This window comes from Ralstonia sp. 25C, from assembly GCF_051904805.1.
Taxonomy (GTDB): Bacteria; Pseudomonadota; Gammaproteobacteria; order Burkholderiales; family Burkholderiaceae; genus Ralstonia.
In genome coordinates, this window is record NZ_CP196737.1 from 2,639,139 (window position 1) to 2,662,608 (window position 23,470).

Annotated in this window: 23 protein-coding genes and 1 pseudogene; 11 read left to right on the plus strand and 13 right to left on the minus strand. The window is 63.3% G+C overall.

Features of this window, described 5'->3' with window-relative positions; translation table 11 throughout:
• Positions 1-21: 21 nt before the first annotated feature.
• Complete coding sequence (locus tag ACS7SF_RS12405; RefSeq protein WP_439890065.1) at positions 22-666, minus strand: hypothetical protein; 645 nt, start codon at positions 664-666, stop codon at positions 22-24.
• 434 nt (positions 667-1,100) lie between these two features.
• Here ACS7SF_RS12405 and ACS7SF_RS12410 point away from each other — a divergent pair, with 434 nt between their 5' ends.
• Both ACS7SF_RS12410 and ACS7SF_RS12415 read left to right on the plus strand, forming a co-directional pair.
• A complete protein-coding gene (locus ACS7SF_RS12410; RefSeq protein WP_426396889.1) occupies positions 1,101-1,361 on the plus strand; it encodes a phosphopantetheine-binding protein in 261 nt (86 codons plus the stop codon).
• A 34-nt stretch (positions 1,362-1,395) separates the two neighbouring features.
• A complete protein-coding gene (locus ACS7SF_RS12415; protein ID WP_439890066.1) occupies positions 1,396-2,166 on the plus strand; it encodes a glycosyltransferase family 2 protein in 771 nt (256 codons plus the stop codon).
• 17 nt (positions 2,167-2,183) lie between these two features.
• Here the strand turns inward: ACS7SF_RS12415 and ACS7SF_RS12420 are convergent, their stop codons facing one another.
• Both ACS7SF_RS12420 and ACS7SF_RS12425 read right to left on the minus strand, forming a co-directional pair.
• Positions 2,184-2,597, minus strand: coding sequence for a DUF6691 family protein (locus tag ACS7SF_RS12420; RefSeq protein ID WP_439890067.1), 414 nt, complete (start codon positions 2,595-2,597; stop codon positions 2,184-2,186).
• Between the two features lies 1 nt (position 2,598).
• Positions 2,599-3,033, minus strand: coding sequence for a YeeE/YedE family protein (locus ACS7SF_RS12425; RefSeq protein ID WP_439890068.1), 435 nt, complete (start codon positions 3,031-3,033; stop codon positions 2,599-2,601).
• A gap of 164 nt (positions 3,034-3,197) precedes the next feature.
• On the opposite strand from ACS7SF_RS12425, the pseudogene ACS7SF_RS12430 reads away from it, so the two are divergent.
• Together ACS7SF_RS12430 and ACS7SF_RS12435 are read left to right on the plus strand one after the other, a co-directional pair.
• Positions 3,198-4,157, plus strand: a pseudogene (locus tag ACS7SF_RS12430) (alpha/beta hydrolase).
• A gap of 66 nt (positions 4,158-4,223) precedes the next feature.
• Positions 4,224-5,027, plus strand: a complete 804-nt coding sequence (locus ACS7SF_RS12435; RefSeq protein ID WP_439890069.1) for a hypothetical protein — start codon at positions 4,224-4,226, stop codon at positions 5,025-5,027.
• 11 nt (positions 5,028-5,038) lie between these two features.
• Here the strand turns inward: ACS7SF_RS12435 and ACS7SF_RS12440 are convergent, their stop codons facing one another.
• Positions 5,039-5,557: a gluconokinase gene (locus ACS7SF_RS12440; RefSeq protein WP_439890070.1), complete on the minus strand. Its 519-nt coding sequence runs from the start codon at positions 5,555-5,557 to the stop codon at positions 5,039-5,041.
• A 498-nt stretch (positions 5,558-6,055) separates the two neighbouring features.
• Here ACS7SF_RS12440 and ACS7SF_RS12445 point away from each other — a divergent pair, with 498 nt between their 5' ends.
• From ACS7SF_RS12445 to ACS7SF_RS12465, 5 genes are all read left to right on the plus strand, one after another.
• Positions 6,056-7,771, plus strand: a complete 1,716-nt coding sequence (locus tag ACS7SF_RS12445; protein WP_439890071.1) for an AMP-binding protein — start codon at positions 6,056-6,058, stop codon at positions 7,769-7,771.
• Between the two features lie 711 nt (positions 7,772-8,482).
• Positions 8,483-9,757: a hypothetical protein gene (locus tag ACS7SF_RS12450; protein WP_439890072.1), complete on the plus strand. Its 1,275-nt coding sequence runs from the start codon at positions 8,483-8,485 to the stop codon at positions 9,755-9,757.
• A gap of 129 nt (positions 9,758-9,886) precedes the next feature.
• Positions 9,887-10,372 (plus strand): hypothetical protein, encoded by a 486-nt coding sequence (locus tag ACS7SF_RS12455; RefSeq protein ID WP_439890073.1) that lies wholly within the window; start codon positions 9,887-9,889, stop codon positions 10,370-10,372.
• A 19-nt stretch (positions 10,373-10,391) separates the two neighbouring features.
• Complete coding sequence (locus ACS7SF_RS12460; RefSeq protein ID WP_439890074.1) at positions 10,392-11,081, plus strand: C39 family peptidase; 690 nt, start codon at positions 10,392-10,394, stop codon at positions 11,079-11,081.
• A gap of 38 nt (positions 11,082-11,119) precedes the next feature.
• Positions 11,120-11,671, plus strand: coding sequence for a hypothetical protein (locus ACS7SF_RS12465; protein ID WP_439890075.1), 552 nt, complete (start codon positions 11,120-11,122; stop codon positions 11,669-11,671).
• A gap of 10 nt (positions 11,672-11,681) precedes the next feature.
• On the opposite strand, the gene ACS7SF_RS12470 is transcribed toward ACS7SF_RS12465, so the two are convergent.
• From ACS7SF_RS12470 to ACS7SF_RS12510, 9 genes are all read right to left on the minus strand, one after another.
• Positions 11,682-13,004, minus strand: a complete 1,323-nt coding sequence (locus ACS7SF_RS12470; protein WP_439890076.1) for a transporter — start codon at positions 13,002-13,004, stop codon at positions 11,682-11,684.
• Positions 13,005-13,229: 225 nt separating this feature from the next.
• Positions 13,230-13,703, minus strand: coding sequence for a hypothetical protein (locus tag ACS7SF_RS12475; RefSeq protein ID WP_439890077.1), 474 nt, complete (start codon positions 13,701-13,703; stop codon positions 13,230-13,232).
• Positions 13,704-14,197: 494 nt separating this feature from the next.
• Positions 14,198-14,428: a hypothetical protein gene (locus ACS7SF_RS12480; protein ID WP_439890078.1), complete on the minus strand. Its 231-nt coding sequence runs from the start codon at positions 14,426-14,428 to the stop codon at positions 14,198-14,200.
• 501 nt (positions 14,429-14,929) lie between these two features.
• A complete protein-coding gene (locus tag ACS7SF_RS12485) occupies positions 14,930-17,608 on the minus strand; it encodes an inverse autotransporter beta domain-containing protein (protein WP_439890079.1) in 2,679 nt (892 codons plus the stop codon).
• 206 nt (positions 17,609-17,814) lie between these two features.
• Positions 17,815-18,651, minus strand: a complete 837-nt coding sequence (queF, locus tag ACS7SF_RS12490) for an NADPH-dependent 7-cyano-7-deazaguanine reductase QueF (protein WP_439890080.1) — start codon at positions 18,649-18,651, stop codon at positions 17,815-17,817.
• Positions 18,652-18,673: 22 nt separating this feature from the next.
• Entirely contained in the window at positions 18,674-19,189 is a 516-nt protein-coding gene (locus tag ACS7SF_RS12495; RefSeq protein ID WP_439890081.1) for a DUF4822 domain-containing protein, read from the minus strand.
• 29 nt (positions 19,190-19,218) lie between these two features.
• Complete coding sequence (gene ilvA / locus ACS7SF_RS12500) at positions 19,219-20,739, minus strand: threonine ammonia-lyase, biosynthetic (RefSeq protein ID WP_439890082.1); 1,521 nt, start codon at positions 20,737-20,739, stop codon at positions 19,219-19,221.
• 114 nt (positions 20,740-20,853) lie between these two features.
• On the minus strand, positions 20,854-21,528 hold the full coding sequence (locus ACS7SF_RS12505) for a hypothetical protein (RefSeq protein WP_439890083.1): 675 nt from the start codon (positions 21,526-21,528) through the stop codon (positions 20,854-20,856).
• Between the two features lie 96 nt (positions 21,529-21,624).
• Positions 21,625-22,137, minus strand: a complete 513-nt coding sequence (locus ACS7SF_RS12510) for a hypothetical protein (RefSeq protein ID WP_439890084.1) — start codon at positions 22,135-22,137, stop codon at positions 21,625-21,627.
• A gap of 252 nt (positions 22,138-22,389) precedes the next feature.
• Between ACS7SF_RS12510 and ACS7SF_RS12515 the strand changes: the two genes are divergently transcribed.
• The gene (locus ACS7SF_RS12515) at positions 22,390-22,911 is read left to right on the plus strand and encodes a lysozyme (RefSeq protein ID WP_439890085.1); all 522 of its coding nucleotides are present in this window, start codon (positions 22,390-22,392) and stop codon (positions 22,909-22,911) included.
• Positions 22,908-23,348 carry a hypothetical protein gene (locus ACS7SF_RS12520; protein ID WP_439890086.1) on the plus strand — a complete coding sequence of 147 codons (441 nt, stop codon included), beginning with the start codon at positions 22,908-22,910 and terminating at the stop codon, positions 23,346-23,348. Before ACS7SF_RS12515 ends, ACS7SF_RS12520 begins: the two co-directional genes overlap by 4 nt.
• Positions 23,349-23,470 lie beyond the last annotated feature (122 nt).

The following is a 23,470-nucleotide window of genomic DNA, read 5'->3' on the forward strand; positions in this document are numbered from 1 at the left end:
TTGGTGAGATAGACCGGTGGTTCAGCGTGGGGTGTGCGTGGATTGCCGATACGCGCGCACCGCATCGAACAGGCTGGAGCTGGGCTCGCCGCGCAGCGCAATGCGCCGGCACAGGTATTCCGCCACGAACATCACGCCCACCAGCGGCAGCGACAGGTAGTTCGCAAACGTCAACCACGTGACGATCGATGCCGTGGCAAATAGCAGGGTGGAGACGGCCGCCGTGGCGAGAAAGAACAGCGTCCACGCCAGCGTTACGTGCCGCGAATAGCGCGCAATGCGTGGCGTGAGCGTGCCATGCACCACAGCAGCAAAGCGCGTGCACAACGGCTCATGCCCGGCCGACAGCGTGTGGCCGAACACGTAGGCCATCATCAGGTTGAAGCTCACATGCTCCAGATACAGGCCCCAGCCGAAATGACGCGCCAGCGGTTCGCGCAACACCCACAACGCGCCATAGACGACAGCCCACAGCGGCAGCAGCCACACGCGGCGAGCCGATCGCGCAGCGGCCACCCCTGCAATCGCCAGCGGCGGGACGAGCGCCATCGCAAGCCCCACGCCATGCGCGCCCGGGGTGGCCGCCGCATAGTGCGCCCCCAGCTGATACGCCACGACCGCCGCCACGCCGGCCACGGCACGGGCAAGGCTGATCAGGCGGTCCATAGCAAGGAAAGGCGGAAAAAACGGTGCGGCATCGCGGGTTTTGGGGTGGGTCAGGGCGCCTACCAGCAGGTCGGACGGCGCGTTCTGGCGGCCACATTCTAGGGCCGGTGGCCGTTTCCACCCGATCCGCTGGCGGCGGCTTTGTAACCGGATGTACAACATTTGGCCGCGCCAACGGGCAAGCCGCTACCGCTTGGCGGCGCCACGCAAGCCGTTGAATCGTTTGCGTCACTTCGTGTAAACGCGGCGATATTGCGGTCATTGTCACGGTTTTGCGCTATACGATATGTAACCCTTCGTCTAGAATCCGCGTAGCTTAAACGACCCCCTAAGACACGGGCGGGGGCAGGGCAAGGCAGGGTTTCGGGCGAGGAAGGATGTCGTCGTTTCTGGCCGCATTCCCTCGCTGCGGGCTGCCCGTGCATGCAAGACTGATGAACGACCTGGAAAAAGAGCTCGCCACCCTCGTGATCGGCGAGCTGAATCTCGAAGACATCCAACTCGATACCCTCACGGCCGACACGCCGCTGTACGGCGAAGGGTTCGGGCTCGACTCCATCGACATCCTCGAAATCGCGCTGCTGATCTCCAAGAAGTACGGCTTTGAGCTGCGCTCGTCCAATCCGGACAACGAAAAGATCTTCGCCTCGCTGGGCGCGCTGGCCACCTACGTGGCCGAGCACCGCACGCGCTAAGGCCCCGACGTTCCGCTTCACCGACGCCAGAGCCATGCCGATGACCGGCGCATCCAACACGCACCTTGTCCTGATCCCGAGCTACAACCCGGGCATCAAAGTGGATGACACCGTGCGCAGCGCGCGCGCGCAGTGGAACCCCGTGTGGGTGGTCGTGGACGGCAGCACCGATGGCAGTACCGAGCGCCTGCAGGCGATGGCCGCGCAAGACCCGGGCCTGCGCGTGATCGTGTTGCCGCGCAATCGTGGCAAGGGCGTGGCCGTGCTCGCGGGGCTCAACGCCGCCGCCGCCAGCGGCTTCACACATGTGCTGACCATGGATTCCGATGGCCAGCATCCCGCTGACCTCATCCCCGCGTTCATGGCGGCTTCGCAGGCCGCGCCGGGTGCGATGGTCCTCGGCCAGCCGGTGTTCGATGCGAGTGCGCCGTGGGCGCGTGTGCAGGGCCGGCGCCTGTCCAACGCCTGCGCGGAGGTGGAAACGCTGTGGGCGGGTATCGGCGACACGCTATTCGGCTTTCGCGTCTACCCCATCGCACCGCTGGCGGCCCTCATGCGGCGGCATGCATCGATGCGTGGTTTCGATTTCGACCCCGAAGCCGCTGTGCGCCTGTGCTGGGCCGGCGTGCGCCCGATCCGGCTGGATGCGCCCGTGCGTTACTTCCGCCGGGACGAGGGCGGTGTGTCGCATTTCCAATATCTGCGCGACAACGTCTTGCTGGTGAGCATGCACCTGCGCCTGTTGGTGGCGGGTTTGCTGCGATTGCCCTGGATGATTGCGCGGCGGGTGCGCTGCGGCTGGTAGCCGGTTGCCGCCCCGCTTTAGCGCTTACGCTCCAGTAGACTGAACACCACCATCCCCAACAGCATCGCGCCAACAAAGCCGATCGCCTTCGGCACACCCGCGCCCAGTGCCACCAGCGCGGGCCCAGGGCAAAACCCTGCCAATCCCCAGCCGATGCCAAAGACCGCACTGCCCAACACCAGCCGCGCGGTGATGCCCGTGGCTGTCGGCCACTGAATTGGCCTGCCAAACCAGGATCGACCGCGCCGCCCAGCGAGGAGAAACGCCAGCGTGCCCACCGCAATCGCGCCGGCCATCACAAAGGCGAGCGATGGGTCCCAGTGGCCCGCCAAGTCCAGAAAGCCGAGCACCTTGGCTGGATTGGCCATGCCCGACACGATGAGCCCCACGCCAAACAGCAGGCCTGCGATGAGCGCCATGATCGTTGCCATGTCAGCCTCCCACCACGTGGCGCATCACAAACACGGTGACGATGCCTGCCGCCATGAACGTCAGCGTGGCCACCAGCGAGCGTACGGACCCGCGCGATAGGCCGCAGACACCGTGGCCGCTCGTGCAGCCGCCCGCGTAGCGCGTGCCGATGCCGACCAAAAAGCCGGCGGCCAAGACTTCGCCCCAGCCGGCGGCAATCTCTGGCACCACCGGATGGCCCAGCACCGCAGCAAGCATGGGCGCCCCAATGAGCCCCACCAGAAACGCGACGCGCCAGTCCATGTCGCCGCGCGGGCGTTGCAATAGCCCGCCGAGAATGCCGCTGATGCCGGCGATGCGTCCGTTGGCGAGCACCAGCACGGCCGCCGCCAACCCGATGATCAAGCCGCCAACCAGCGATGCGCCGGGCGTGAAATGTGCGAAGTCGATGGACATGAGCGCAGCCGTGAAATCAGTAAAGAGAATCGGAAAAATCGGATGATATATAAATTTGTAGATTGTTCGCCAAGTTCGCGCCAGCTGGCTCCAACAGGGTGCGGACCGATTGTCTGGGCAGCGCATCGTCGCTAGGCTGGATGTTTCGAGCGGAGGGTCGCACGATGAGCTGGCAAAACTGGGTGATCTCGCGAATGGTGCGCAACCAGGTCAAGAGGCCGACCGAGCGGGAGCCCTTCGACCCTATCGCCACGCGCCTGCATGCCGAGAAGCGCAAGATGCCGCGGCCGGTGGAATTGCCGCCGGACTGGCGCATCGCGCCGGCAAACCATGGCCTGACGGGTGAGTGGATCGAACCCGCTGATCCGGACCTCCACGCCGATGCCCCGGTCGTCCTCTATCTGCATGGCGGCGGCTATTTCTTTTGCAGCCCGCGCACGCATCGCCCCATCACCATTGGGCTGGCGACGCATGCGCGCTCGCGTGTGTGCGTGCCGGACTATCGCCTGGCGCCCGAGCACCCGTTTCCTGCGCCGGTGGAAGATGCGCTCTTCACCTATCGCACGCTGCTGGCGCAGGGTGTGGCGCCGTCGCGCATCGTGGTGGCGGGCGATTCTGCGGGCGGCGGATTGGCCCTGGCGTTGCTGGTGGCGTTGCGCGATGCGGCGGACCCGCTGCCGGCCGGTGCGATTCTCTATTCACCGTGGACGGACCTCGCCGCCACCGGCCAGAGCCTGATCGATAACGATGAATCCGACGTGATGTTCCGCGGCGCTTGGATGGCCCACGGTGCGGCGCTCTACCTGGGCGATTCCGGCGCGCCGACGGACCACCCGCTGGCCTCGCCGCTGTATGCCGATTTCGCGGGCTTGCCGCCATTGCACTGCTATGTCAGCAGCAGCGAAGTCCTGCGCGACGACACCCTCCGAATGGCCGACCGGGCGCGCGCGGCAGGGGTATCCGTTTCGGTAGAAATGGGTTGACGTCTTCCGCACGTCTGGCCGATCTTCTATCCTTTCTTACCAGAGGCGCGTATTGCGCTCCAACGGTCGGGCGAGCAGATCAGACAACTGGTCGCGGCCCGGCGTGAGAACAGAGAACCGGTGCAACTGACACCGGCATGATGTAGCCAATCAACCGACCGGCGCCCCTGCGCAGACCGGCCGGAATGCGCAAACGGGGAGCCGAGCATGCGTCGGGTGGTGGTGTTGGGTCTGGTGCTGGCATGCGTTGCCGGCGGCTTGGTATGGAGCCGGCACCATCGCGCGCAGTTGGCGAAGGTTCGCTTTGCGCCCATCGAGACCGTTGCCGCGGCTACCACGGAGGGCCGCGCGGGCGTGCCGGCTAGCGTGTCGGCCTCCAAAAGCTACTGGCTCAAGATCTGCGACGAAAAGCTCGGCCCCATGCATGTGACCGTGCATGCCAGCGAAACCCCGCTGACCTTTTCCAACGACCGCTCCGTCGACCAACTGACCGCCGAGGCCCCGCCGTACGATCGTGCGGCGCGTGTGCTGGGCAAAACGTACGCGACACTGGGGGCGCAATTCAGTGTCACCACGCACTACATGGCGCTGCCGACGCAGCCGCCCACCACGTGCCTGCGGCCGTCCGTGGATGTGGAGCTGGTGCTGAGCGATTTTCGGGTGACGGTCGCGCGCGAGTTCGCGCCGGGCAGTTGCGCCTACAACGCCATCCGCGAGCACGAACTGCGGCATGTGGCCGTCAACCGCGCCGTGTTACCGCGCGCCGCCGAGATGATCCGCAAGGAGATTCAGCGCGAATATGGTGGCCAGCTCTACTTTGGCGACCCCGAGCGCATGGCGGCCGACCTGGAAACGCAGCTCAGCCGCCACTGGGTGCCGCGTGTGCAATCGCTCATTGAACTGGGCTTGCAGGCGCACGAGCAGATCGACACGCCGCAAGAGCAAGACCGCATGAGCAGCGTCTGCCACGGCGACGTGCAAGCCGTGCTGCAGCAACTCATACGCAGCTGATTGGGCGGGATTCAGGCGGCGGGGCGATGCGCGGCGCGCGCCTGCAGTTGCTTGACCGCTTCATCGACGATGGCGTCCGGCGGCAGCGCAATGTCGACGACCACGGCGTCGGTCGGTTCTTCCAGCGCTTCGAACTGGCTGCGCAACAGGTTCGGGTTGAAGAAGTGCTCCTTGCGCGCGGCCAGGCGGCTTTGCAGCAGGTCGAAGCTTCCCTTGAGATAGACGAACTCGGTGTGGCTGCCGTTGGCGGCATTGCCGCGCAACACGTCGCGGTAGCGTTGCTTGAGCGCAGAGCAGGCCACTACGAGGGATTGGCCGTTGCTCGTCTTCTCGTCCATATAGGCGCGGATGCTTTCGAGCCAGGGCTTGCGGTCGTCGTCGTTGAGCGGGATGCCGGCGTGCATCTTGGCGCGGTTGGCCTCGCTGTGGAACTCATCGCCATCACGGAACGCACAGCCCAGCCGCTCGGCAATCTTCTGGCCCACCGTCGATTTGCCGCAACCCGAAACACCCATCACTACAACGATCATCGCCAATCCCGCGTGCAAGAAAACGTCAGGCCGGCATGTTAGCGCGTTGACGCTGCCGGACGCCGATTTTTGCTGCTGCGTTGCAGCAATTGTTCCGCGTCATTGTTCGTCCGGGAACGGATTGCCAAAAGCGTCAAGCTGCGTCAAATTCCATGCAAGGCTAGGACCTGCCATCCAATCAGACGGGCGCGCGTTGACCCGAGCCGGGACCAGCTACGCGAAGGACGCCGCCGCAAATGGTCATTCCATTTGCAAGGCGCGCCGACAAAGTAGATAGCCCCGGATCGGGTCAACCCGAAGGGCGAGGGGCATTTGGGCCGCATGGCGTCGTTGCGGCCGGCTTGTTTAGCCGGCTAAACGGCGCCGTCCACGCCTAGCCCTGCGACCCCAATGCCCCTCGCGCGCGACCGTCTGATTGGATGACAGGCCCTAGGTACAGTCATTCATAACAAAAACGCGGCTCATGACGCATGTGGCCGAGTTGATCAGGAGACATCCATGGCTGGTGAAGGATTCGACGCGCGACCGCGTGGTGGTGTGTCGTACGTAGTGGGCGATACGTCGGTGCCGCTGGCACATGTGACGGTCTCGGCGCTGCTGGCCGACACCGTGCGCCGTTACCCCGACGCAGAGGCAGTCGTCTTCCGCGAGCAAAACGTGCGCTGGACGTGGCGCGCCTTTGCCGAGCAGGTCGATGCGCTGGCCGCCGGCCTGCACGCGCTGGGGCTGGAGCGGGGCGACCGCATCGGCATCTGGTCGCCCAACCGCTATGAATGGGTGCTCACGCAGTTTGCGACGGCGCGCCTGGGGCTCATCCTCGTCAACATCAATCCGGCGTACCGGCTCTCGGAGCTGGAATACGCGCTCAACAAGGTCGGCTGCAAGGCCATTGTGGCGGCCGAAGCGTTCAAGACCTCGCGCTACCTGGAGATGCTGCAGACGCTCGCCCCCGAATTGGCGACCGCACAGCCCGGCGCATTGCATGCCGCCAAGCTGCCCGCGCTGCGCTGGGTCATCCGGATGGGCGAGGCCGTAACGCCGGGCATGCTCAATTTTGCCGATGTCATCACACGCGGAAAAAGCGTACCCGTTGATGCGCTGGATGCCATCACGGCGCAGCTGTCGCCCGACGACGCCATCAACATCCAGTTCACCAGCGGCACGACCGGCGCGCCGAAGGGCGCCACGCTCACACACGTGAATGTGGTCAACAACGCGCGCTTCGTTGCCATGGCGATGAATCTGCAGGCGGGCGATCGGCTGTGCATTCCCGTGCCGCTGTACCACTGCTTCGGGATGGTGATGTCGGTGCTCACCTGCACGGCCACCGGCGCGTGCATGGTGTTTCCGGGCGAGGCATTTGACCCGCTGGCCACGCTGCAGACCGTGGCGGCAGAACGCTGTACGCAACTGCACGGTGTGCCGACCATGTTCATCGCGCAGCTCGATCATCCCGACTTCAAGACCTTCGACGTATCGAGCCTGCGCGGCGGCATCATGGCCGGATCGCCGTGCCCGATCGAGGTGATGAAGCGCGTGGTGTCGGAGCTGAACCTGCGCGAAGTCACCATCGCCTACGGCATGACCGAGACGAGCCCCGTGTCGTTCCAGAGCGCGGTGACCGACCCGCTCGACAAGCGCGTCACCACCGTCGGTCGCATCCAGCCGCATCTGCAGGTCAAGCTGGTGGACGGCGCCGGCGAGGTGGTGCCCGTGGGCGAGAAGGGCGAGCTGTGCACCAAGGGCTATTCGGTCATGCTCGGCTACTGGGACGACGAGGCCAAGACCGCCGAGTCCATCCACGACGGCTGGATGCGCACGGGCGATCTGGCAACGTTTGATGCCGAGGGTTACTGCAACATCGTCGGCCGCGTGAAGGACATGCTCATTCGCGGCGGCGAGAACGTGTACCCGCGCGAGATCGAAGAATTCCTCTTCCGCCACCCGAAGGTCCAGGCCGTGAACGTGTTCGGCGTGCCCGACCCGAAGTACGGCGAAGAGGTCTGCGCGTGGATCGTGCTCAAGCCCGGCCAGCAGGCCACGGAAGAGGAGATCCGCGAATTCTGCAAAGGCCAGATCGCGCACTACAAGATCCCGCGCTACATCCGCTTCGTCACCGAGATGCCAATGACGGTGACGGGCAAGGTGCAGAAGTTCGTCATGCGCGACCGCATGATCGAAGAGCTCAAGCTGACAGTGGCTGCCACGGCTTGAGCTAGCGGTTGCGCAGTTGAAATGCGAACAGGTTGCGCGCGGTCGTTTGTTGCCATGACGTTGCCATGACGATGCTTGCCGCGCGCAATTTTTTTCGATGGCCCGGGCAGCACGAGGCGTGGGTATCAAGACAGGGTCCCCGTACGCGTCTTGACGATAGGGGGCACTCGCATGAAAACGGGCGCGCGGGCCGGCGCGTTCGCGGTGTCCATCCACATCGCAGGATGTTGCGCGGCATGAGGTGCGCCACGGCATGCATGCCGCCCATGATCGGCCGCTCACGCAATGTGAGCCAGGGTGCGCCGATGTATCAGCTCTGAAACACCTGACGCATTGCCCGTTGCAAACGGCACGGGCCGGCGCATGCGCGCGCGTGGTTTGCCTCTTCGGCCGATGACCGCATGCGCATGGGCGGCAAGCGGGTGAAGGCGCTGTATCAGCGCTGCAACCAAGGCGCGTGAAATCCCCCTCCCAAAGTTGCATGGCGCGACACGATTGCGGGCCATTCCGTGCCGAGGCACGGGAGCGTGCGATTGAAACCTTCGCGTTTTCAAACGCTTAGCACGGCCGTACGCAAACGCCCCGCAAACGTGGCATTGAATATGCGAACGAGGCCGCCCGGGGTGGGTGATGTTGTTTTCCCACAGGCAGAGCGCGCCGGCCCCACTGGCCGCGCTTCCGACCGCCCCTCTCACCTTTATGGAGTGCGTTATGAAGAAGACCTTACTGGCCACCGCGATCGCCATGGGATTGGGGGTCTCTGGCGTTGCACTGGCCGATATCGGGAACTCGGCGTCTGGCGCGGGTGACAAGACCCAGACCAATACGTTGACCATCACCAGAACCAGTACTGACACAGACACCACAACAACGACCACAGCAACAGACAACTCGAATCAACACAACAACTCAAGCCAGGGCAGCAACCGCGACAACAGCGGTACAGCCGGTGCCGCAGGCTATGGCACCGCAGCCAGCAACAACGGCGGGGTGTCCACCGCGACCTTTACCAACTCCTTCAACACGAGCAAGGCGATTGCCATCTCCAAACTGGAGGGCACGGTCACCAACCTCAGCATCTCCGGGATTGGGAACATCGCCACCAATAACGGTGGCTCTGCCAATGGGGGCGCTGGTGGGCGTGGCGGTTACGGCTACGGCGGCACAGGCGTGGGTGGCAACGGTGGCGCTGGCGGTGCAGGCGGCAGCGGCGGCGCGGGCGGCAGCTCGGGCAGCGTGACGCATGGCAGCGCAACCAACGGCGGCGCGACGGCCGGCAACGGTGGCAATGGCGGTGGCGCTGCAGGCAACGCGGGCGGTGGCGGTAACGGCGGCAGTTCCGGCACGCTCTCGGCAAGCCTGGGTGCCGGTCTGGGCGGCCTGGCAGGCAGTGCCAGCGCGGCGGGCGGCGGCGCGGGAGGCAGCGGCGGCGGTGCCGGTGGCTCCAATGGCGGTGACGCCAATCACCATCATGGCTCGGGCTCGGCAACGGGTGGCGCAGCAGCCGCCGCCGGCGGAAACGGCGCGGCAGGCGGCTCAGGCACCAGCGGCAGTTCAACTGCCTCGGGTGGTGCCGGCACTGGCACCAGCACGGCCACGGGCACCAGCACCGGCGGCGCAGGCGCGGCCGGTGGTGCAGCCACCAATGTGGCCGGCACCGGTGGCGCGGGCGGCAGCGCAACCAACGGCAGCGCAACCAACGGCGCGGCTTCGTCCACGGCGGGCAATGGCGCCGTCGGCGCAGTGGGTGCTGCAGGCGGTGCGGGCGGCGTTGGCAACGGTGGCGTCGGCAACGGCGCGGTTGGCGGCGTCGGCGGTGCTGGCGGTACGGTGACCGTGGATGCGGGCACGTTCAACATGTCCAATGCCATGACCAGCGTCGGCCAGTCCGCAGCGGGCGTGATGGTGGCGAGCCAGAACAGCGGCTTTGCTTCCCTCATCCAGCAAAGCATCAACGTGCAGGCCAACCTGAACGTGGGCAAATGACCCGGCATCCGGCATGAGCGGGGAAGCGACGCTGCCGGCGCCATGACGTGATGGCGCACCGGCAGCGATAGACCGGCCGGGCTGCGCGAGTGGCCCGGCCGCAGTCGGAACGTGAGAAGGAGACATTCGATGCGATCCGACAGAAGAATCACAAGAACCACAGCAGGATGGGCGGCGTGGCCGATGGCGTTGCTTCTGGCATGCGGCCTGGCAGTGTGGCCAGCAGCAGTAGCAATGGCGGCGGAGGATGGGCTCATCGCAGACGGTGCGCAGACAGCCAGTACCAATACGGAAGCGGTGCGTCCCCCGGTCGCCGCGACCGCGTTGGTGCCAGTGTCGGTGCCAGCGTTTGTACCCAGTCTGGGTCATGCGGTCGGTGCAGACAAGCTCGACGGCTATCGCGGCGGTACGCAAGACCTCTACCAGACCGTCAACGACGCGCGCCTCTCGGGCACCGTGAGCGACAACACCGCCGTGAATGTGGCGACGGGGTCGAACATCGTGCGCGACGGCTCGTTTGCCAATGCCGCCGGGATCCCCACGGTCATCCAGAACAGCGGAGCGAACGTGCTGATCCAAAATTCCACCATCGTCAACGTGCAGTTCCGGCCCTGAGTTCGTGAAGGATGTGGTGATGCGCAAGACGTGTGCTGCGGCGCTGACGGCGTTGCTGATGCCAGCGTGCGCGCCCGCTTTGGCGGGTTCCGTCGACATGCTCGGCACGGGCGGGGCGACGTATGCCGTGCCGGTGACGAGCATGAAGGAGGCGCGCTTCCTGCGCACCATTCACCAGCGCTACGACTTCAGTTGTGGCTCAGCGGCCGTGGCGACGTTGCTCACGTACCAATACGGCTATGCGGTGAGCGAGCAGACCGTGTTCCAGGCCATGTACACGCATGGCAATCAGGAGAAGATCCGGCGCGAAGGTTTTTCGCTGCTCGACATCAAGCGCTATCTGGAGTCGCAAGGCTTTGAGGCCGACGGCTTCGAGCAGCCGCTGGAGGCATTGAACGGTGCCCATTTGCCGGCCATCGTGTTGCTGAGCGAGAACGGCTATCACCACTTCGTGGTGGTCAAGGGCGTGCAGGAAGGGCGCGTGCTGGTGGGCGATCCGGCCATGGGCACGCGCGCCATCCCCCGTGCCAGCTTTGAAGGCATGTGGGACAACCATTTGCTGTTCGTCATCCATAACCGCGAAGGGCAGGCTACGTTCAACGCGGGGTCGGATTGGCGTGTGGCACCGCGTGCGCCACTGAGCGAAGGCGTCGATCGAACGGGTCTGGGGAACATCGTCATCCCCAAGCACGGCCCGAGCGATTTCTGAGCGCAGGCCAGCCACATGCGGTAGGGCAGGAGAGCATCATGGGGCGAAGGAATGGAGCGCTGAGTGGGGTGCGCAGTGTAACGATATGGGCCGTAGGGCTTCTGGCGCTGGCCGGGCCAACACGCGCCCTGGCGGCCGGCATGGAAGACAACCCTGTGCACGCGTGGCAGGCCGTGTCGGAAGACCAGCTCGACGACATGCGCGGCGGGTTTGATGTGCCCTCAGTCGCGGGCCTGCATATCTCGTTTGGTATCGATCGCGCGGTCTACATCAATGGGGATCTGGTCGCCAGCGCTGCCGTCAATATTCCCGACGTGGCGCGGATGACCGCCGCGCAGGCGCAGCAGCTTGTGAACGTGGTCACGACCAGCAACCTCGTGCAGAACGGGCCCAACAACGTGGCCCCGCCCGATGTGGCAACGGGCGCGGCAACGGCGGCCACCATCATCCAGAACAGCCTGAACAACCAGACGCTGCAAGCCGTGACGACCATCAACGCGGCCGTCAACAGCCTGCCGCAGTTCCGTCAGATGAATCTCGCCAACGTGCTGCAAGGGGCGCTGGCCAACGTAGTGACCATGCTCCACTGATCTGCGCAAACTAGAACTGGATCGGCACCCGCAGCGTGACGGTCAGGTCTGGCGTGTCGCGCGTCAGGCCCGCGCCGACCGACAGGTTCAAACTGGTTGTGGGCGAAATGCGGTACGAGTAGCCCACCAGCAGCGTGCCGAGAATGGTGCGCACCGAGCCCGGCACGCGCTGGCCGTTCTGCTTGGTCGGCCCGATGATGCTCTGGTCGAAGCCGATCGAGAACGCTGCCTTCTCGTTCAAGGCCAGCCCCATGCCGAAGTTCAGGCCGATGATGTCGCCGGCCTTGACGTCGCCCAGGAATTGTTTGGAGCCGTCCACCAGGGTCAGGCTCACGTCTTTGCGCTCGAAGTTGTGCAGGTAGCTGATGCTGCCGAAGAACACCGCCGGGTCGGTCGGATACAGCCATGTCAGCCCCGGCTGAATGGCAAAGAAGCCCGAACCTGTCGGCTGCTGCAGCGGCAGGCCGGTGCCCGTGGTGTTGCTCACGCAGCGTGTCACGCAGTCGGTGGTGACTTCAAACGGGTCTTTGCCGGTGCGCGTCTTGAAGCGCATCCAGCCGATGGTGAACGGCTTGTCGACGCCGCCCGCGCTGATCTGGTAGCGCGCCGTCAGCTCCACGTCGCCAATGCCATGGCCGTGCGAGCTGAAGGCGTTGTCGCTGGCCGTGCCGGTGAACAGCTCGCGGCTGACGGTGTCGCTCGTGCTGTAGACGTAGGGCACGCGCGCTTCCACCTCCCAGTGCTTGGCCAGACCGTAGCGCATGGCCAGCGTGCTGGTGAGCGTGGTGGTCTTGACCTGCCGCACGTCGATCAGCCCGATCAACAGCGCGGGGATGATGGTGTAACCCACCAGCGCCACGCGGTCCGACGACGAATACGCCATCTGTAACGACGGCTCCACGACGAACTTGCCCGGCGGCGTGAGCGCGCTGGGCTCGTCGAAGATCTGCGCGATGCGTGGCGGCTGGTCCGGTGGCTCCGGCGGTTTGCCGACGGGCGTTGCACCGGGCTGGTCATTCTGCGCGACCTGCGGTGTGTCTCCGCCCGCACCGGGCGCCCCGGCACCGCGTACGGTGTCGAGCTGGCCCTCGCTCATGCCCAGCGCGCGCCGCATGCGCCGCACATGGGCTTCCTGCTGCTGGATCGAGCGCTTCAATTCCTGCAGGCGCGCCTGCGTATCGGCAAGCTCGCGCTGCAGCGCTTCCAGGCTGGGTGGCTTGTCGTCCACCGCATTGTTGGTCTGTGCAAGGACCGGCCCGCTGCACAACAGCAGGCATGCGCACGTAACCGCATGCATTGATCCGCACTGCGGCTTCCATGGCGTTTGCGTCATGGCAATGTCCCCCGTCGAGAGCGGCCTGTCCACAAACAGCGGACGGACGCTTCACGATTCCCCCGGGTGGCTTACTGCGGTATCACTATAGGCGAGCGCATGAGAAACGATAGGGCGTTGCCGTCCATAAAACGGACGAGGCGTGCATGTTCGTTTGGTTGATCGCCGGAGCAAGAAAAAACCCCTCGTTTTGGCGAGGGGGTATGGACACACAACAGCAACCGACTACGAAGCTTCTTCCACCGGTGCTTTCTTCCGTGGCCCGCCCGTAAAGTGCACCGACAACGCCTGACGTGCCAGGTCCAACCCCTCGCCCTTGCCCGCCACCTTCAGGAAGGCATAGCCGTCCAGCGCTGCGCTCATGACGTCGCTGCCGAGGGCGAGCTGGGAGTCGCGCATCTTTTCGTAGAGCCTTTCCACGCGTAGCAAGCGGCCGCGCAGGGCATCGAAGGCCTGCAGGTCGCGCTGCATCTCCGCCAGATTGAAGTTGCCGGGCAGCACGCCGGGGTTGTTGGTCAGCACGTCCAGGGCCTTGCGGCAAAACGCTTCGGACTTGTCGCCCATCTTGACGAGTTTGCCGCGCTGTTCGGTGCTCAGGTCAATCAGACCACGCAGTTGCGACTCCAGCGTCTGCAGCGTGGTGTCGATCGCCTTCCATTCGGTTGGGCTGAGGTCGAGGGAGATCAGGTTTTGTGACATGACGATCCTTGTCTTGAGGGAAATGGCAGCGCCGGAGCGCACGGCCGCGCGAGCGTGGGGCGTCAGGGGCCTGCATGACAAGACTGAAGGCCGTTTTGGGCCGAAGAATCAGGTAATTCCTATGCGAACGGCTGGTGTTGCGTCATGAACGCGCGGGGCGTGGACGTTGATGCCGCTTTTCTATGCATTCACGTGTGTTGGACTGGCGTTGATGCCAATCAGATCGTCATCAATGCTGCTTTTTTATGCGTTCACGCATGTTGGACTCGCATTCACGCGTCTCGGACTGCCGTTAATGCTGCTTTTTTATGCATTCACGCATGTCGGATTGGCGTTCACGCATCGCAGACCGTCGTTCATGCTGGTTTTTTATGCATCCACGGCTCTTGGACTGGCGTTGATGCCAGTCTGACGGGCGTGAACTCAGGTGGGCCGTGCATGCACGCGTGTCGCACTTGCATGCACGGTGGTGTCGTGGTCGTGAGCGGGGCGATTTACCCGGCAAGCCCGTCGGTGACGAGCATGGCCGTGTAGGCGTCTTCCGCGTATTGCACGCAGGTACACAGGTAATCGGCCTGGAGCGCGGTATCAATGCGTTTGAAGTGGTCGAACCCGCCGGCGTACAGCATCGCCAGCATCATGCGCAGCTTGCAGAGCTTGTCGTACAGCTCGGCGTGCGCTTCAACGCGGCGTGGGTCGGGGGAATCGGGGGTGGGGTGGGTCATTGGGCGTCCTGTTCATGCAATGAATGGAACCGTGTGCCCGACCCTGCTGATGAAGAAGGAGGGTGGGCGAGCACAGGCAGGGTGGAAGACCGGTACATCACAACCGGCACGGCCGAAGCCGTTCGAGCCTGGCTCGCCCTTTGAGACGAAGCCAAGCCATAGCGTTGAGGACAAGCACCTATGCCCGGCACTTGCCCGTGATGTACGAGGCTTCCACACCTCGACCACTTTCTCTATGGCACCGAAAGCAGTGCCGGCGAGTGTAGGGGCTATGGCTTCGTTGAAACAACGGGCGGAACTATAAATCAGAATTGGCGTAGGGCAGGGTGGCTTGGATGACGCATTCGATCTTGCGGCGGGAAGGTGCTCGCGCCCGTCGATGGATTGCAAGCGCCAAGAAAAAACCCCTCGCTTTCTGGCGAGGGGCCTGGGTTGTTGAGCGTGCCTGGTCTTCAGGCATCGCTCTTGAAGTGCGGCGTGCACGCAGAGGCCGCCACAGCATTACAACTCAACGCTCCAGCTATAGACGGTGCCCGCGGTGCCTGCTGGCGACGTCGTGCCATCCTCTACCCACAGCTTCCAGGTGCCGTTGACCGAGTAGGTAGACAGGTCCACGTCATAGGTTTTGTCACGCAAGCTACCGGTGTCTCCATTCTTCTTCAGAACGATCTGTGTGCCGGTCGGTGAAACCAACCGCAGTTCCAGCACCGACAGTCGAGACGCCGTGTAGTCGATATCGACATTGACCTTTGCCGACGCCGAGGCCGTGCCACTACGGCCCGACACCGTGATGGGATATTCCTTCGGAGGATCATCCCATTTGAAGTCATGCCGCGTGCTGTCGACGTACTTCGAGATCGGCACGATCAGGTCGACGGTGGGTGCACTGACGGGTGTACCGCTATCCAGCTTGGCGGTGACGGTGGCCTTCTGATCCTTTGCATCCACAGCCGGCGAGGTGTGCGTCAGCTTCGTGGTTGCCTTGCCGCTGGCATCCGTGACCACGGTCACGTCCGACAAGTCACCTACGCTGGTGCTCCACGTCACGGTCATGTTCGGCAGCGGGTTGTCGTGCGCATCCTTCACGGTCGCGGTGAACTCCGCGGCATCCGAGCCATTGGCCATGATCTTGGTTGTGTTCACTGTGACCGCGCCATCGAACTTTGCGGTCGCGGGGTCGGCGACGAAGTTGACCTCCACGCTTGCCTCTGCACCGTTGGCCAGCGTTGCGTCCACCTTCACGGCTTCCGCCTTCAGGTTGATCAGGGGCAGCGTCACATAGCCGTGGGCGTCCGTCGTTTGTGTGAGCGAACTGCCGGGCGCCGGTTGTGCCGCGCCGCTCAGCTTGAACGTCACGCCCATGTTCGGCACGGGGTTGCCGGCTTCATCGGTGACGAGGGCGCGCACCTGATTGGTGGCGGTGCCGTTTGCGACCACACCATCGGTGATCACGACAAAGTTGCCTGCATCAAAGCCCGCGCTTGCCGCATCCGCCACTTCCGCGATCGAGATCGGGCTCAGGACTGTGCCCTGCAGCGACGGCGTCACGACCACCGTCCCAGTACGCGTGCCCGACGTGATGGTCAGTTGATATACGCCCGGCGCCACTTCGGTAATCGGGGTCATGGTGGCGGGCTGTGCCGGCAGGCTCATCACGGCTGCCGCCCCATCCAGCGTCTCGGCCAGTGTTGCGCTCATAGCTGCAGCCATGCCGGCGATGGCGTTGCCTCGGTCGTCGATCAGTTTGATCGTCACGACCGACGTACCCTTGCCGGTGGCCGGAATCGTCAACGGCGACGCTTCCACTAGCGTCTTGCCCGCATCCACGTCGGCCTGGGCTACGACGACAGTCGTGGCGGCCATGGACGAGGCGTTGCCCTGCACGTCGTACGCCACACCGGTGAGCGGGTAGCTGTTGGCCATGCCAAGCTGGTACGCCGGCAGGCGCACCTGGTAGTTACCACCGCCGGCATCGACCACGGCACCACCAGCGGCCACGAGCGCGCCATCCTGCCATTGGATATGTTTCAGGCCGTACTTGGATTCGATGCTGTATTGCAGGGCCACGGTGTCCAGGCTCTTGCCCGCAACCTGCGTCGGCAGGTTCAGCTTGATGACCTGGCGCTTGCGGTATTCCAGAACGATGTTGTTGTTGCGCTCGACCAGATCCATGCGGCTGCCGGCCAGGCTGCGGCGTGCAGCCACTTGGCGGGGGTCGATCTGCTTGGCCCACGGTTGACCCAGTTGATACGTGAATTGCACGTTGGCACTGGTGTTGTTGCCGCCATTGCCACGGCGGTGGTCCACGCCAAACGACACCAGCGGGATCGGGGTGTAGTTCAGGCCGACGGTCACCGCCGCCGGGTTCGATGCACGGTTGCTCGGGCCGAACAGGCCGACTTCGTTACCGAAGTACTGCTCATACATCAGCTTGGCGCCGAGGCTCGGCATGGACGGCAGGTAGCCTTCGGCACGCAGGTCGAAACCGTTGGCGGGACGCTCGTCGTAGTCGAGCAGCTCGTGCGATTCCTTCCAGTTCGAGATGCGGAAGTAGCCGTTGCCGGAGAGCTTCAGGTAATCGCGCCAAGCCTCAACACCGACGCCGAAGCGCTGATGGCCGCGGCTGATGTTCTGGTCGTAGAAGGCGTTGTAGCCGAGCATCCAGTTGTCGGTGAAGTGGCGGTGGCCAAAGCCGAGGTTGCCGGTGATCTGGCCGTCATTGCGGCGCAGGCCGAGCTGTGTGAACACGAGGTTCGATTCGGTGTCGGCCAGCGGGATGAGCGTGTCCACCGCGCCGCTGAAGTTGCGCATGTCGTGCACGGCGCCCAGGTCCACACGGGCGGTGCCGAATTGGCTCAGGGCGTTCTGCGCGGCCTCGGCGGCGGCGCTGCCGACTTGCTGACCGGCCATGGCCTTGAGGTTGACGTTGCCATTGGGCGTGCTGCTGGCTTGGCCGATCTGCTGGGTGATTTCGGCCAGCTTTTGCAGGTGGGCGTCTTGCTGCTTCTGCGATTGATCTTGCTGTTGCGCTTGCTCGTCGGCCTCTTGCGCATACACGTGCGCGGTATAGAGGGGGCCGACGATCAGGCCAATCTGTGCGGCGATCTGGGTGAGCGCAACGCGCTTGCCCCACGTTTGCCAGCCTTGCTGGCGACGTGATGTCTTGCGTCCTGGTGTCATGAGAATCCTCGTTTGGTGGATGTTCACCAGGCACGTTAAAGATCGTGACCTTTTCTTCGAATGAGAATGGTCCTAATGGGTTTTTGGGGGTGAGGGATTTAGGAGTATTCCTAGTCGCGTGGGCTGTCAGGGAGGCGGGAGAACAACACGTCGGGCCATGAAAAAAGCGCCCGAAGGCGCTTTCCGTGTGCGTGTCGTGCGGTGCGCTACTGACGCGCATTCCTCAGGTTGTCCGGCCACGGCGTGTTGTAGTTGGTGCGGAACGGGTTGATGTCCAGCCCGCCGCGTCGCGTGTATCGGGCATACACCGCCAGCTTGACCGGCCGGCACTGGCGAAGGATGTCGGTAAAGATGCGCTCGACGCACTGCTCGTGAAACTCGTTGTGCTCGCGGAACGAGATCAGGTACTTGAGCAGCGCTTCCTGGTTGATCGGCGCGCCCACGTAGCGGATCTGCACGCTGCCCCAGTCCGGCTGGCCCGTCACCAGGCAGTTGGACTTGAGCAGGTGCGAGACCAGCGTTTCTTCCACGGGGCTTTCTTCCTCATCCGCGTGCAGCAGTTCGGGCGTGGGCTGGTAGATGTCGGTTTCGATGTCCAGGCGATCGAGCAGCATGCCGTCGAGTTCGCCCATCTTCTGCCGCGCAAACTCCTCCTGCGGCGCGATGCGCACCTGCACCGGGGCACCGCACGCCTCCGACAGATCGTGGTGGATCAGCTGCTGCAGCGCTTCGTACGACGCCACCTTGGTCTGGTTGAACGAATTCAGATACAGCTTGAACGACTTCGATTCAACAATGTTGGGCGAATCCGCCGGCACGATCACCGTGCCGACGGCCACCTGCGGCTTGCCCTTGAGGTTCAGCCACGACAGCTCGTACAGGTTCCACAGGTCCACGCCGAAGAAGGGCAGGGCGCTGCCTGCGGCCAAGCCGATCTCGTCGCGCTTGCCCTGGCGCGGAATCGGAAACAGCAGGCTCGGGTCGTATTCCGTCTTGTAGGCGGAGGTCTTGCCCAGCGGGGAATGTTCAGGATGGTTGCTCATGGCAAGGCTCCGATTGCCTTGGTTACGGAGTGAGTGAACGCACGACGGTGTCGGTCCACCGGATATTGAGTTGTCCACGATACGGCTTATGGACGACCCAGATTTTCACCGGCGGATTCCCTGCCGTCATCTTTTCGGGAACCACGCGGGTATAGGTGAATTCGCTGTCGTCGAGTTTTTGCAGCTCGCGGGCAACGCCGCCGGTGCCCTTGTCCGATACGAGGACGTGATACTTCTTGTCGCCGGTAATGAAGAAGTAGCCGCCACCACCCAAGGCGCGCTTGGACTCGCCGGTCTGGGTGTCGAAGAATTCGTACCGATTCGTTTGCAAATCCCACCTGGAGATGCCGACGACGCCAGGGTAATCATCCTTGACGTTCGTATGCGGTTGCCCGTCGATGTACACCTCCGTCGTCAGCCAGACGGTCTTGCCCAGGGCCTCGGGGTGAATCGCCGGGGGCCGCTGCGCTTGCACGGCTCCTGCCAGGAGCACTCCGGTAGCAAGCGCGGTCTTTGCGATGATGGACTTCGTTTTCATGAATGCATCGATAGCGTTATGCGACAGCGCTACAGGAACAGGCTGTAGACCGGGTTCTCGCTTTCGTCCCAAGACTTGTAGCCCAGCGTGGTGAGGAACGCCTTGAACTCGCGCTTCTCGTTCTTCGGCACTTGAATGCCGACGAGGATGTTGCTCGAATCCGCGCCCTGATTGCGGTAGTGGAACAGGCTGATGTTCCAGTTCGGGCTCATGCTGGAGAGGAACTTCATCAGCGCGCCGGGCCGTTCGGGGAATTCAAAGCGGTACAGCAGTTCGTTCTCCGCCAGCGGTGAACGCCCGCCCACCATGTAGCGGATGTGCTGCTTGGCGAGTTCGTCGTTCGACAAGTCCAGCGTCGGGAAGCCGTGCTTGCGGAAGTTGTCGGCAATCTTGTCGCCCTCCGCGCGCGACGCAATTTGCACGCCCACGAAGATGTGCGCGGCGTCCTTGCTGGCAATGCGGTAGTTGAACTCCGTCACGTTGCGCGACCAGCCGACCAGCTCGCAAAAGCGCTTGAAGCTGCCGCGCTCTTCCGGAATCGTCACGGCAAACACGGCTTCGCGCGCCTCGCCCACCTCGGCGCGTTCGGCCACGAAGCGCAGGCGGTCGAAGTTCATGTTGGCGCCGCTGGCCACGGCCACCAGCGCTTCGTTCTTGAGCTTGTTCTTTTCGGCGTACACCTTGAGGCCGGCCACGGCCAGCGCGCCCGAGGGCTCCAGCAGGCTGCGCGTGTCCTGGAACACGTCCTTGAGCCCCGCGCAGATGGCATCCGTATCCACGGTGATGATCTCGTCGACCAGCTCGCGCGTGATGCGGAAGGTTTCCTTGCCCACCAGCTTGACGGCGGTGCCATCGGCAAACAGGCCCACGTCTTTCAGCTCGACGCGCTTGCCGGCGGCCACCGAGCGCGCCATCGCGTCGGAATCCACGCTCTGCACGCCGATCACCTTGATGTCCGGGCGCACGGCCTTCACGTACGCGGCAATGCCCGAGATCAGCCCGCCGCCGCCAATCGCGCAGAAGATCGCGTGGATCGGCTGCGGATGCTGGCGCAGGATTTCCATGGCAATGGTGCCCTGGCCGGCAATCACTTCCGGATCGTCGAACGGGTGCACGAAGGTGTAGCCGTGCTTTTCCTGCAGCTTGGCGGCGTGGGTGTAGGCGTCGGAATAGCTCTCGCCGTGCAGCACGACGTCGACCCAATCGCCGCCGCGCGAGCGCACGCCGTCGATCTTCAGTTGCGGCGTCGTCACCGGCATGCAGATGACGGCCTTGCATTCCATCCGGGCCGCGCTGAACGCCACGCCCTGCGCGTGGTTGCCGGCCGATGCCGTAATCACCCCGCGCTTGCGCTCGGCCGGCGTGAGCGAGGCCATCTTGTTGTAGGCGCCGCGCAGCTTGAACGAGAACACCGGCTGGTCGTCTTCCCGCTTGAGGTAGACGCGGTTGCCGGTGCGCGCCGACAGGTTGGGCGCGAACTTGAGCTCGGTTTCCACCGCGACGTCGTAGACCTTCGCGGTGAGGATTTTCTTGAGGTAATCGATGGCCATGGTGCGGACCGGGTTGGACTGGGAATAGCCCGTAAGGCTATCACGGGGCGCCTTGGCGGATGGGTGGGGCGGTCTGCACGGCTGGGGTCCGTGCTGCCGCTTCGTGGCCGGGGTTTAGCTGGTGTGCCTCAACGCTTGCGCAAACGCATCTTCGGAAAGCAACGTCCAGTCCAGCCCTGCGGATTGGGATTCGCGTTGCAAGGCGGCCACCAACGCCTGCTCAAACGTGTTGTTTAAGCACAGGATGCCGACCACAGCCCCGTCGACGCCGGGGCGCAAGACGCCGCGGATCCCCCTGCTGGCAAGTGCAGCGGCGCTCGTCATCCAGTCCGGCTCGATCAGGGCGAGTACGGCTTTGCGATTGAGTGAAGCGATGTCGGCATCCGCAGCCGAAAGCAAGGCGACTTGGCCTTGCAGATGCCAAGGGTAGCCGTCGTCATCGAACAGTTGGGCCGCCGATTGGGCATCCGAGGTGGATAACAGCGTGGCATGCGTCGGTGCGTGCATCCAGCGGGATCGGATGTATTCGGCAATACCGCCGGTGCCGAGCGCGTGCTGTTTGTCATGCGCGCCAGTAACAACAGTCGATGCCAGAAAGCTTACGGTCGCGACGGACACCAAGGCTCGGGCGAGTGCGTTGGTCACCAGACTTGGTGGCACGCCATCACCGGCCGAGAGCCGGGGGAGGCACCAGCCAATCAGAAGTAGATGACCGGCTTGGGGTGGTAACGAGCCGAGTTGCCAGTACGCCCCGCGCGGGGCACGCGTGGCTATGAGTTGGTCTTGCATGAGGGGCTGATCAGTGTCGGGACCGCTGTTTCTTCTGGTCGCCTTCAAAAAGCAGCGGCGCCACCATTTGTGGAAAATGGAGGCGCCTGCTTTTCCCTAGGGCTTACACGTCGGATCAACGTCGTATCCAAGGCTCAAGTAATACCGACTGACCGCATGGTCGCGCCGTTTCAGCGTCAGTTGAACGCCTTCAGCGGTGGTGCACTGGTTGAGCTGATACGCGTCGCCATTCCAGCTAAATGTAGTGCCCTCGGGCGACCGGGAGGCTGTCGACACAACAGTTTTGGCGGGAAGGCCGACGCCGATGATGGGGGCCGTGACACGCGCTTTCTTGTTGGAAGGGGTTAGCGTGTACCCCATCGGGGTCGTGTCGGTGTGCAACAAGTCCGCTATTCGCTCGGCACCTTGTGGGTCGGGGTTGCCCACTCGATAACAACAGCGATAGACGCCTTCCGCTGTGATCGCCGCGATTTCTGTGCCGGGTGCGATCTCTTGCGTTGAATACAGGCGACTGCCGCTTTTCTTCAGCTCGACCACGCCCAAATCGCCTTGAGCCACGGCTTGAAAACAGAGTGTTGCAGCAAGAAGGCCAATGATTTGTTGCTTCATATTGATGGCGCATTACAGCATCGGCGGAATGTGGACCGAGGCCACTCCGCCAACAGCACGTGGGGCGGCACATCCGGGGAAGAGAGAAGCAGAAGCATTCATGCGGGATTGTCGCAGAAATGACTTGAGACCCAGCATGACCGCGCTTTGCGAAACATAGCCTCCCAAATGAGCGACAACAGTTCACATTCAGCGATTCCTGCGTGTCCTACAGTTGCCCAAAATTTCGGTTCAACAAGTGAAATCTGAGAAATGTCCACGACCGTTCAACTTCAAGTTCGCTCCATGCGCACCAGCGCGTCCGGTGTGTATGCGATTCGGGTCCACGAAGGTGTGAAAGACCACTACTACGACGACCAGGGAAACAACTGCTCCTACGGCGTAGGCACGCTTACCCATAGAGGGCCTTGCTCCGAGGCGGAGCTTGCGGAAACTGTTGGAGACGAACGCATTGAACGGAGCTTGGCGCATGGACTTCTGGATGCGGAGGCCGCAGTCAAACGAAATGTCACGCGGCAGGCGCTCTCCCAGCAGCAGTTTGATGCGCTCGTCAGCTTCACCTACAACACCGGCTCAGGTGGCGCGCGCCCTGTCCTCCAGCTTGTCAATCATGGCAAGCTGAAGGAAGCGGCAAAAATCATAAAGACGTATATCTACGTGACACTCACGGGCAAAGATGGAAAACCGCTTCGCGACAAGCACGGCAGAAAGATCCTTCAACGCTCAAATGGCTTGATCAAACGTCGCAACGAAGAAGCAAGGAGCTTTGAATGAGCCGGGTTCATGCACTGATTGGCAGCGTTTTGTTTTGCGCCGCCCTCGTTTGCCATGCGGAAGGCATACCACCTGACATCACCGGAGACTGGCTTGTCATCTCCACACCAACCTCCGCGAACATCACAGCCATGTCGCAATCTGCAGCAAACAAATTGGTGGGAAAGACGCTCTCTATCCGCCCTAAGGAAATCCGGTTCGGTCAGCATAAGTGCGCGGTCGAATCCGTAACGGAGAGTACCGGCAACATCTCAAAAGAAATCGGCACGGCGTATAAGATGGACAGTACGGACGTGATCTTGCTTGGCCTGCCACACAATGTCCGGCATATCGACGCACGATGTTTTGACTTCTATGTCAAACCGAACCGACACGGTAAGCACTTAATCTTCAATCAAGATGGTTTCTTTTTTGAGGCAAAGAAAGTCAGCCGATAGACATCTCAATCAGGAGGGCGCGGCCACTGCGACTCCAGCCTGGCAACGCCAGATCGCCATCCTTCGCGCGCTTGAGTAACTGGGGTAACTGGGCGCGCTCGTAGCCGGATAACGGTATGCCA

Bases quoted from the DNA above. Each gene is read 5' to 3' on its own strand.
- ilvA (WP_439890082.1), bottom strand. From the start codon at position 20,739: ATGGCCATCGATTACCTCAAGAAAATCCTCACCGCGAAGGTCTACGAC.
- ACS7SF_RS12425 (WP_439890068.1), bottom strand. From the start codon at position 3,033: ATGTCCATCGACTTCGCACATTTCACGCCCGGCGCATCGCTGGTTGGC.
- ACS7SF_RS12520 (WP_439890086.1), top strand. From the start codon at position 22,908: ATGAGCCGGGTTCATGCACTGATTGGCAGCGTTTTGTTTTGCGCCGCC.
- ACS7SF_RS12460 (WP_439890074.1), top strand. From the start codon at position 10,392: ATGCGCAAGACGTGTGCTGCGGCGCTGACGGCGTTGCTGATGCCAGCG.
- ACS7SF_RS12505 (WP_439890083.1), bottom strand. From the start codon at position 21,528: ATGCAAGACCAACTCATAGCCACGCGTGCCCCGCGCGGGGCGTACTGG.
- ACS7SF_RS12450 (WP_439890072.1), top strand. From the start codon at position 8,483: ATGAAGAAGACCTTACTGGCCACCGCGATCGCCATGGGATTGGGGGTC.
- ACS7SF_RS12480 (WP_439890078.1), bottom strand. From the start codon at position 14,428: ATGACCCACCCCACCCCCGATTCCCCCGACCCACGCCGCGTTGAAGCG.
- ACS7SF_RS12485 (WP_439890079.1), bottom strand. From the start codon at position 17,608: ATGACACCAGGACGCAAGACATCACGTCGCCAGCAAGGCTGGCAAACG.
- ACS7SF_RS12435 (WP_439890069.1), top strand. From the start codon at position 4,224: ATGCGTCGGGTGGTGGTGTTGGGTCTGGTGCTGGCATGCGTTGCCGGC.
- ACS7SF_RS12470 (WP_439890076.1), bottom strand. From the start codon at position 13,004: ATGACGCAAACGCCATGGAAGCCGCAGTGCGGATCAATGCATGCGGTT.
- ACS7SF_RS12410 (WP_426396889.1), top strand. From the start codon at position 1,101: ATGAACGACCTGGAAAAAGAGCTCGCCACCCTCGTGATCGGCGAGCTG.
- ACS7SF_RS12495 (WP_439890081.1), bottom strand. From the start codon at position 19,189: ATGAAAACGAAGTCCATCATCGCAAAGACCGCGCTTGCTACCGGAGTG.
- ACS7SF_RS12405 (WP_439890065.1), bottom strand. From the start codon at position 666: ATGGACCGCCTGATCAGCCTTGCCCGTGCCGTGGCCGGCGTGGCGGCG.
- ACS7SF_RS12515 (WP_439890085.1), top strand. From the start codon at position 22,390: ATGTCCACGACCGTTCAACTTCAAGTTCGCTCCATGCGCACCAGCGCG.
- ACS7SF_RS12465 (WP_439890075.1), top strand. From the start codon at position 11,120: ATGGGGCGAAGGAATGGAGCGCTGAGTGGGGTGCGCAGTGTAACGATA.
- ACS7SF_RS12475 (WP_439890077.1), bottom strand. From the start codon at position 13,703: ATGTCACAAAACCTGATCTCCCTCGACCTCAGCCCAACCGAATGGAAG.
- ACS7SF_RS12510 (WP_439890084.1), bottom strand. From the start codon at position 22,137: ATGAAGCAACAAATCATTGGCCTTCTTGCTGCAACACTCTGTTTTCAA.
- ACS7SF_RS12440 (WP_439890070.1), bottom strand. From the start codon at position 5,557: ATGATCGTTGTAGTGATGGGTGTTTCGGGTTGCGGCAAATCGACGGTG.
- ACS7SF_RS12445 (WP_439890071.1), top strand. From the start codon at position 6,056: ATGGCTGGTGAAGGATTCGACGCGCGACCGCGTGGTGGTGTGTCGTAC.
- ACS7SF_RS12455 (WP_439890073.1), top strand. From the start codon at position 9,887: ATGCGATCCGACAGAAGAATCACAAGAACCACAGCAGGATGGGCGGCG.
- ACS7SF_RS12420 (WP_439890067.1), bottom strand. From the start codon at position 2,597: ATGGCAACGATCATGGCGCTCATCGCAGGCCTGCTGTTTGGCGTGGGG.
- queF (WP_439890080.1), bottom strand. From the start codon at position 18,651: ATGAGCAACCATCCTGAACATTCCCCGCTGGGCAAGACCTCCGCCTAC.
- ACS7SF_RS12415 (WP_439890066.1), top strand. From the start codon at position 1,396: ATGCCGATGACCGGCGCATCCAACACGCACCTTGTCCTGATCCCGAGC.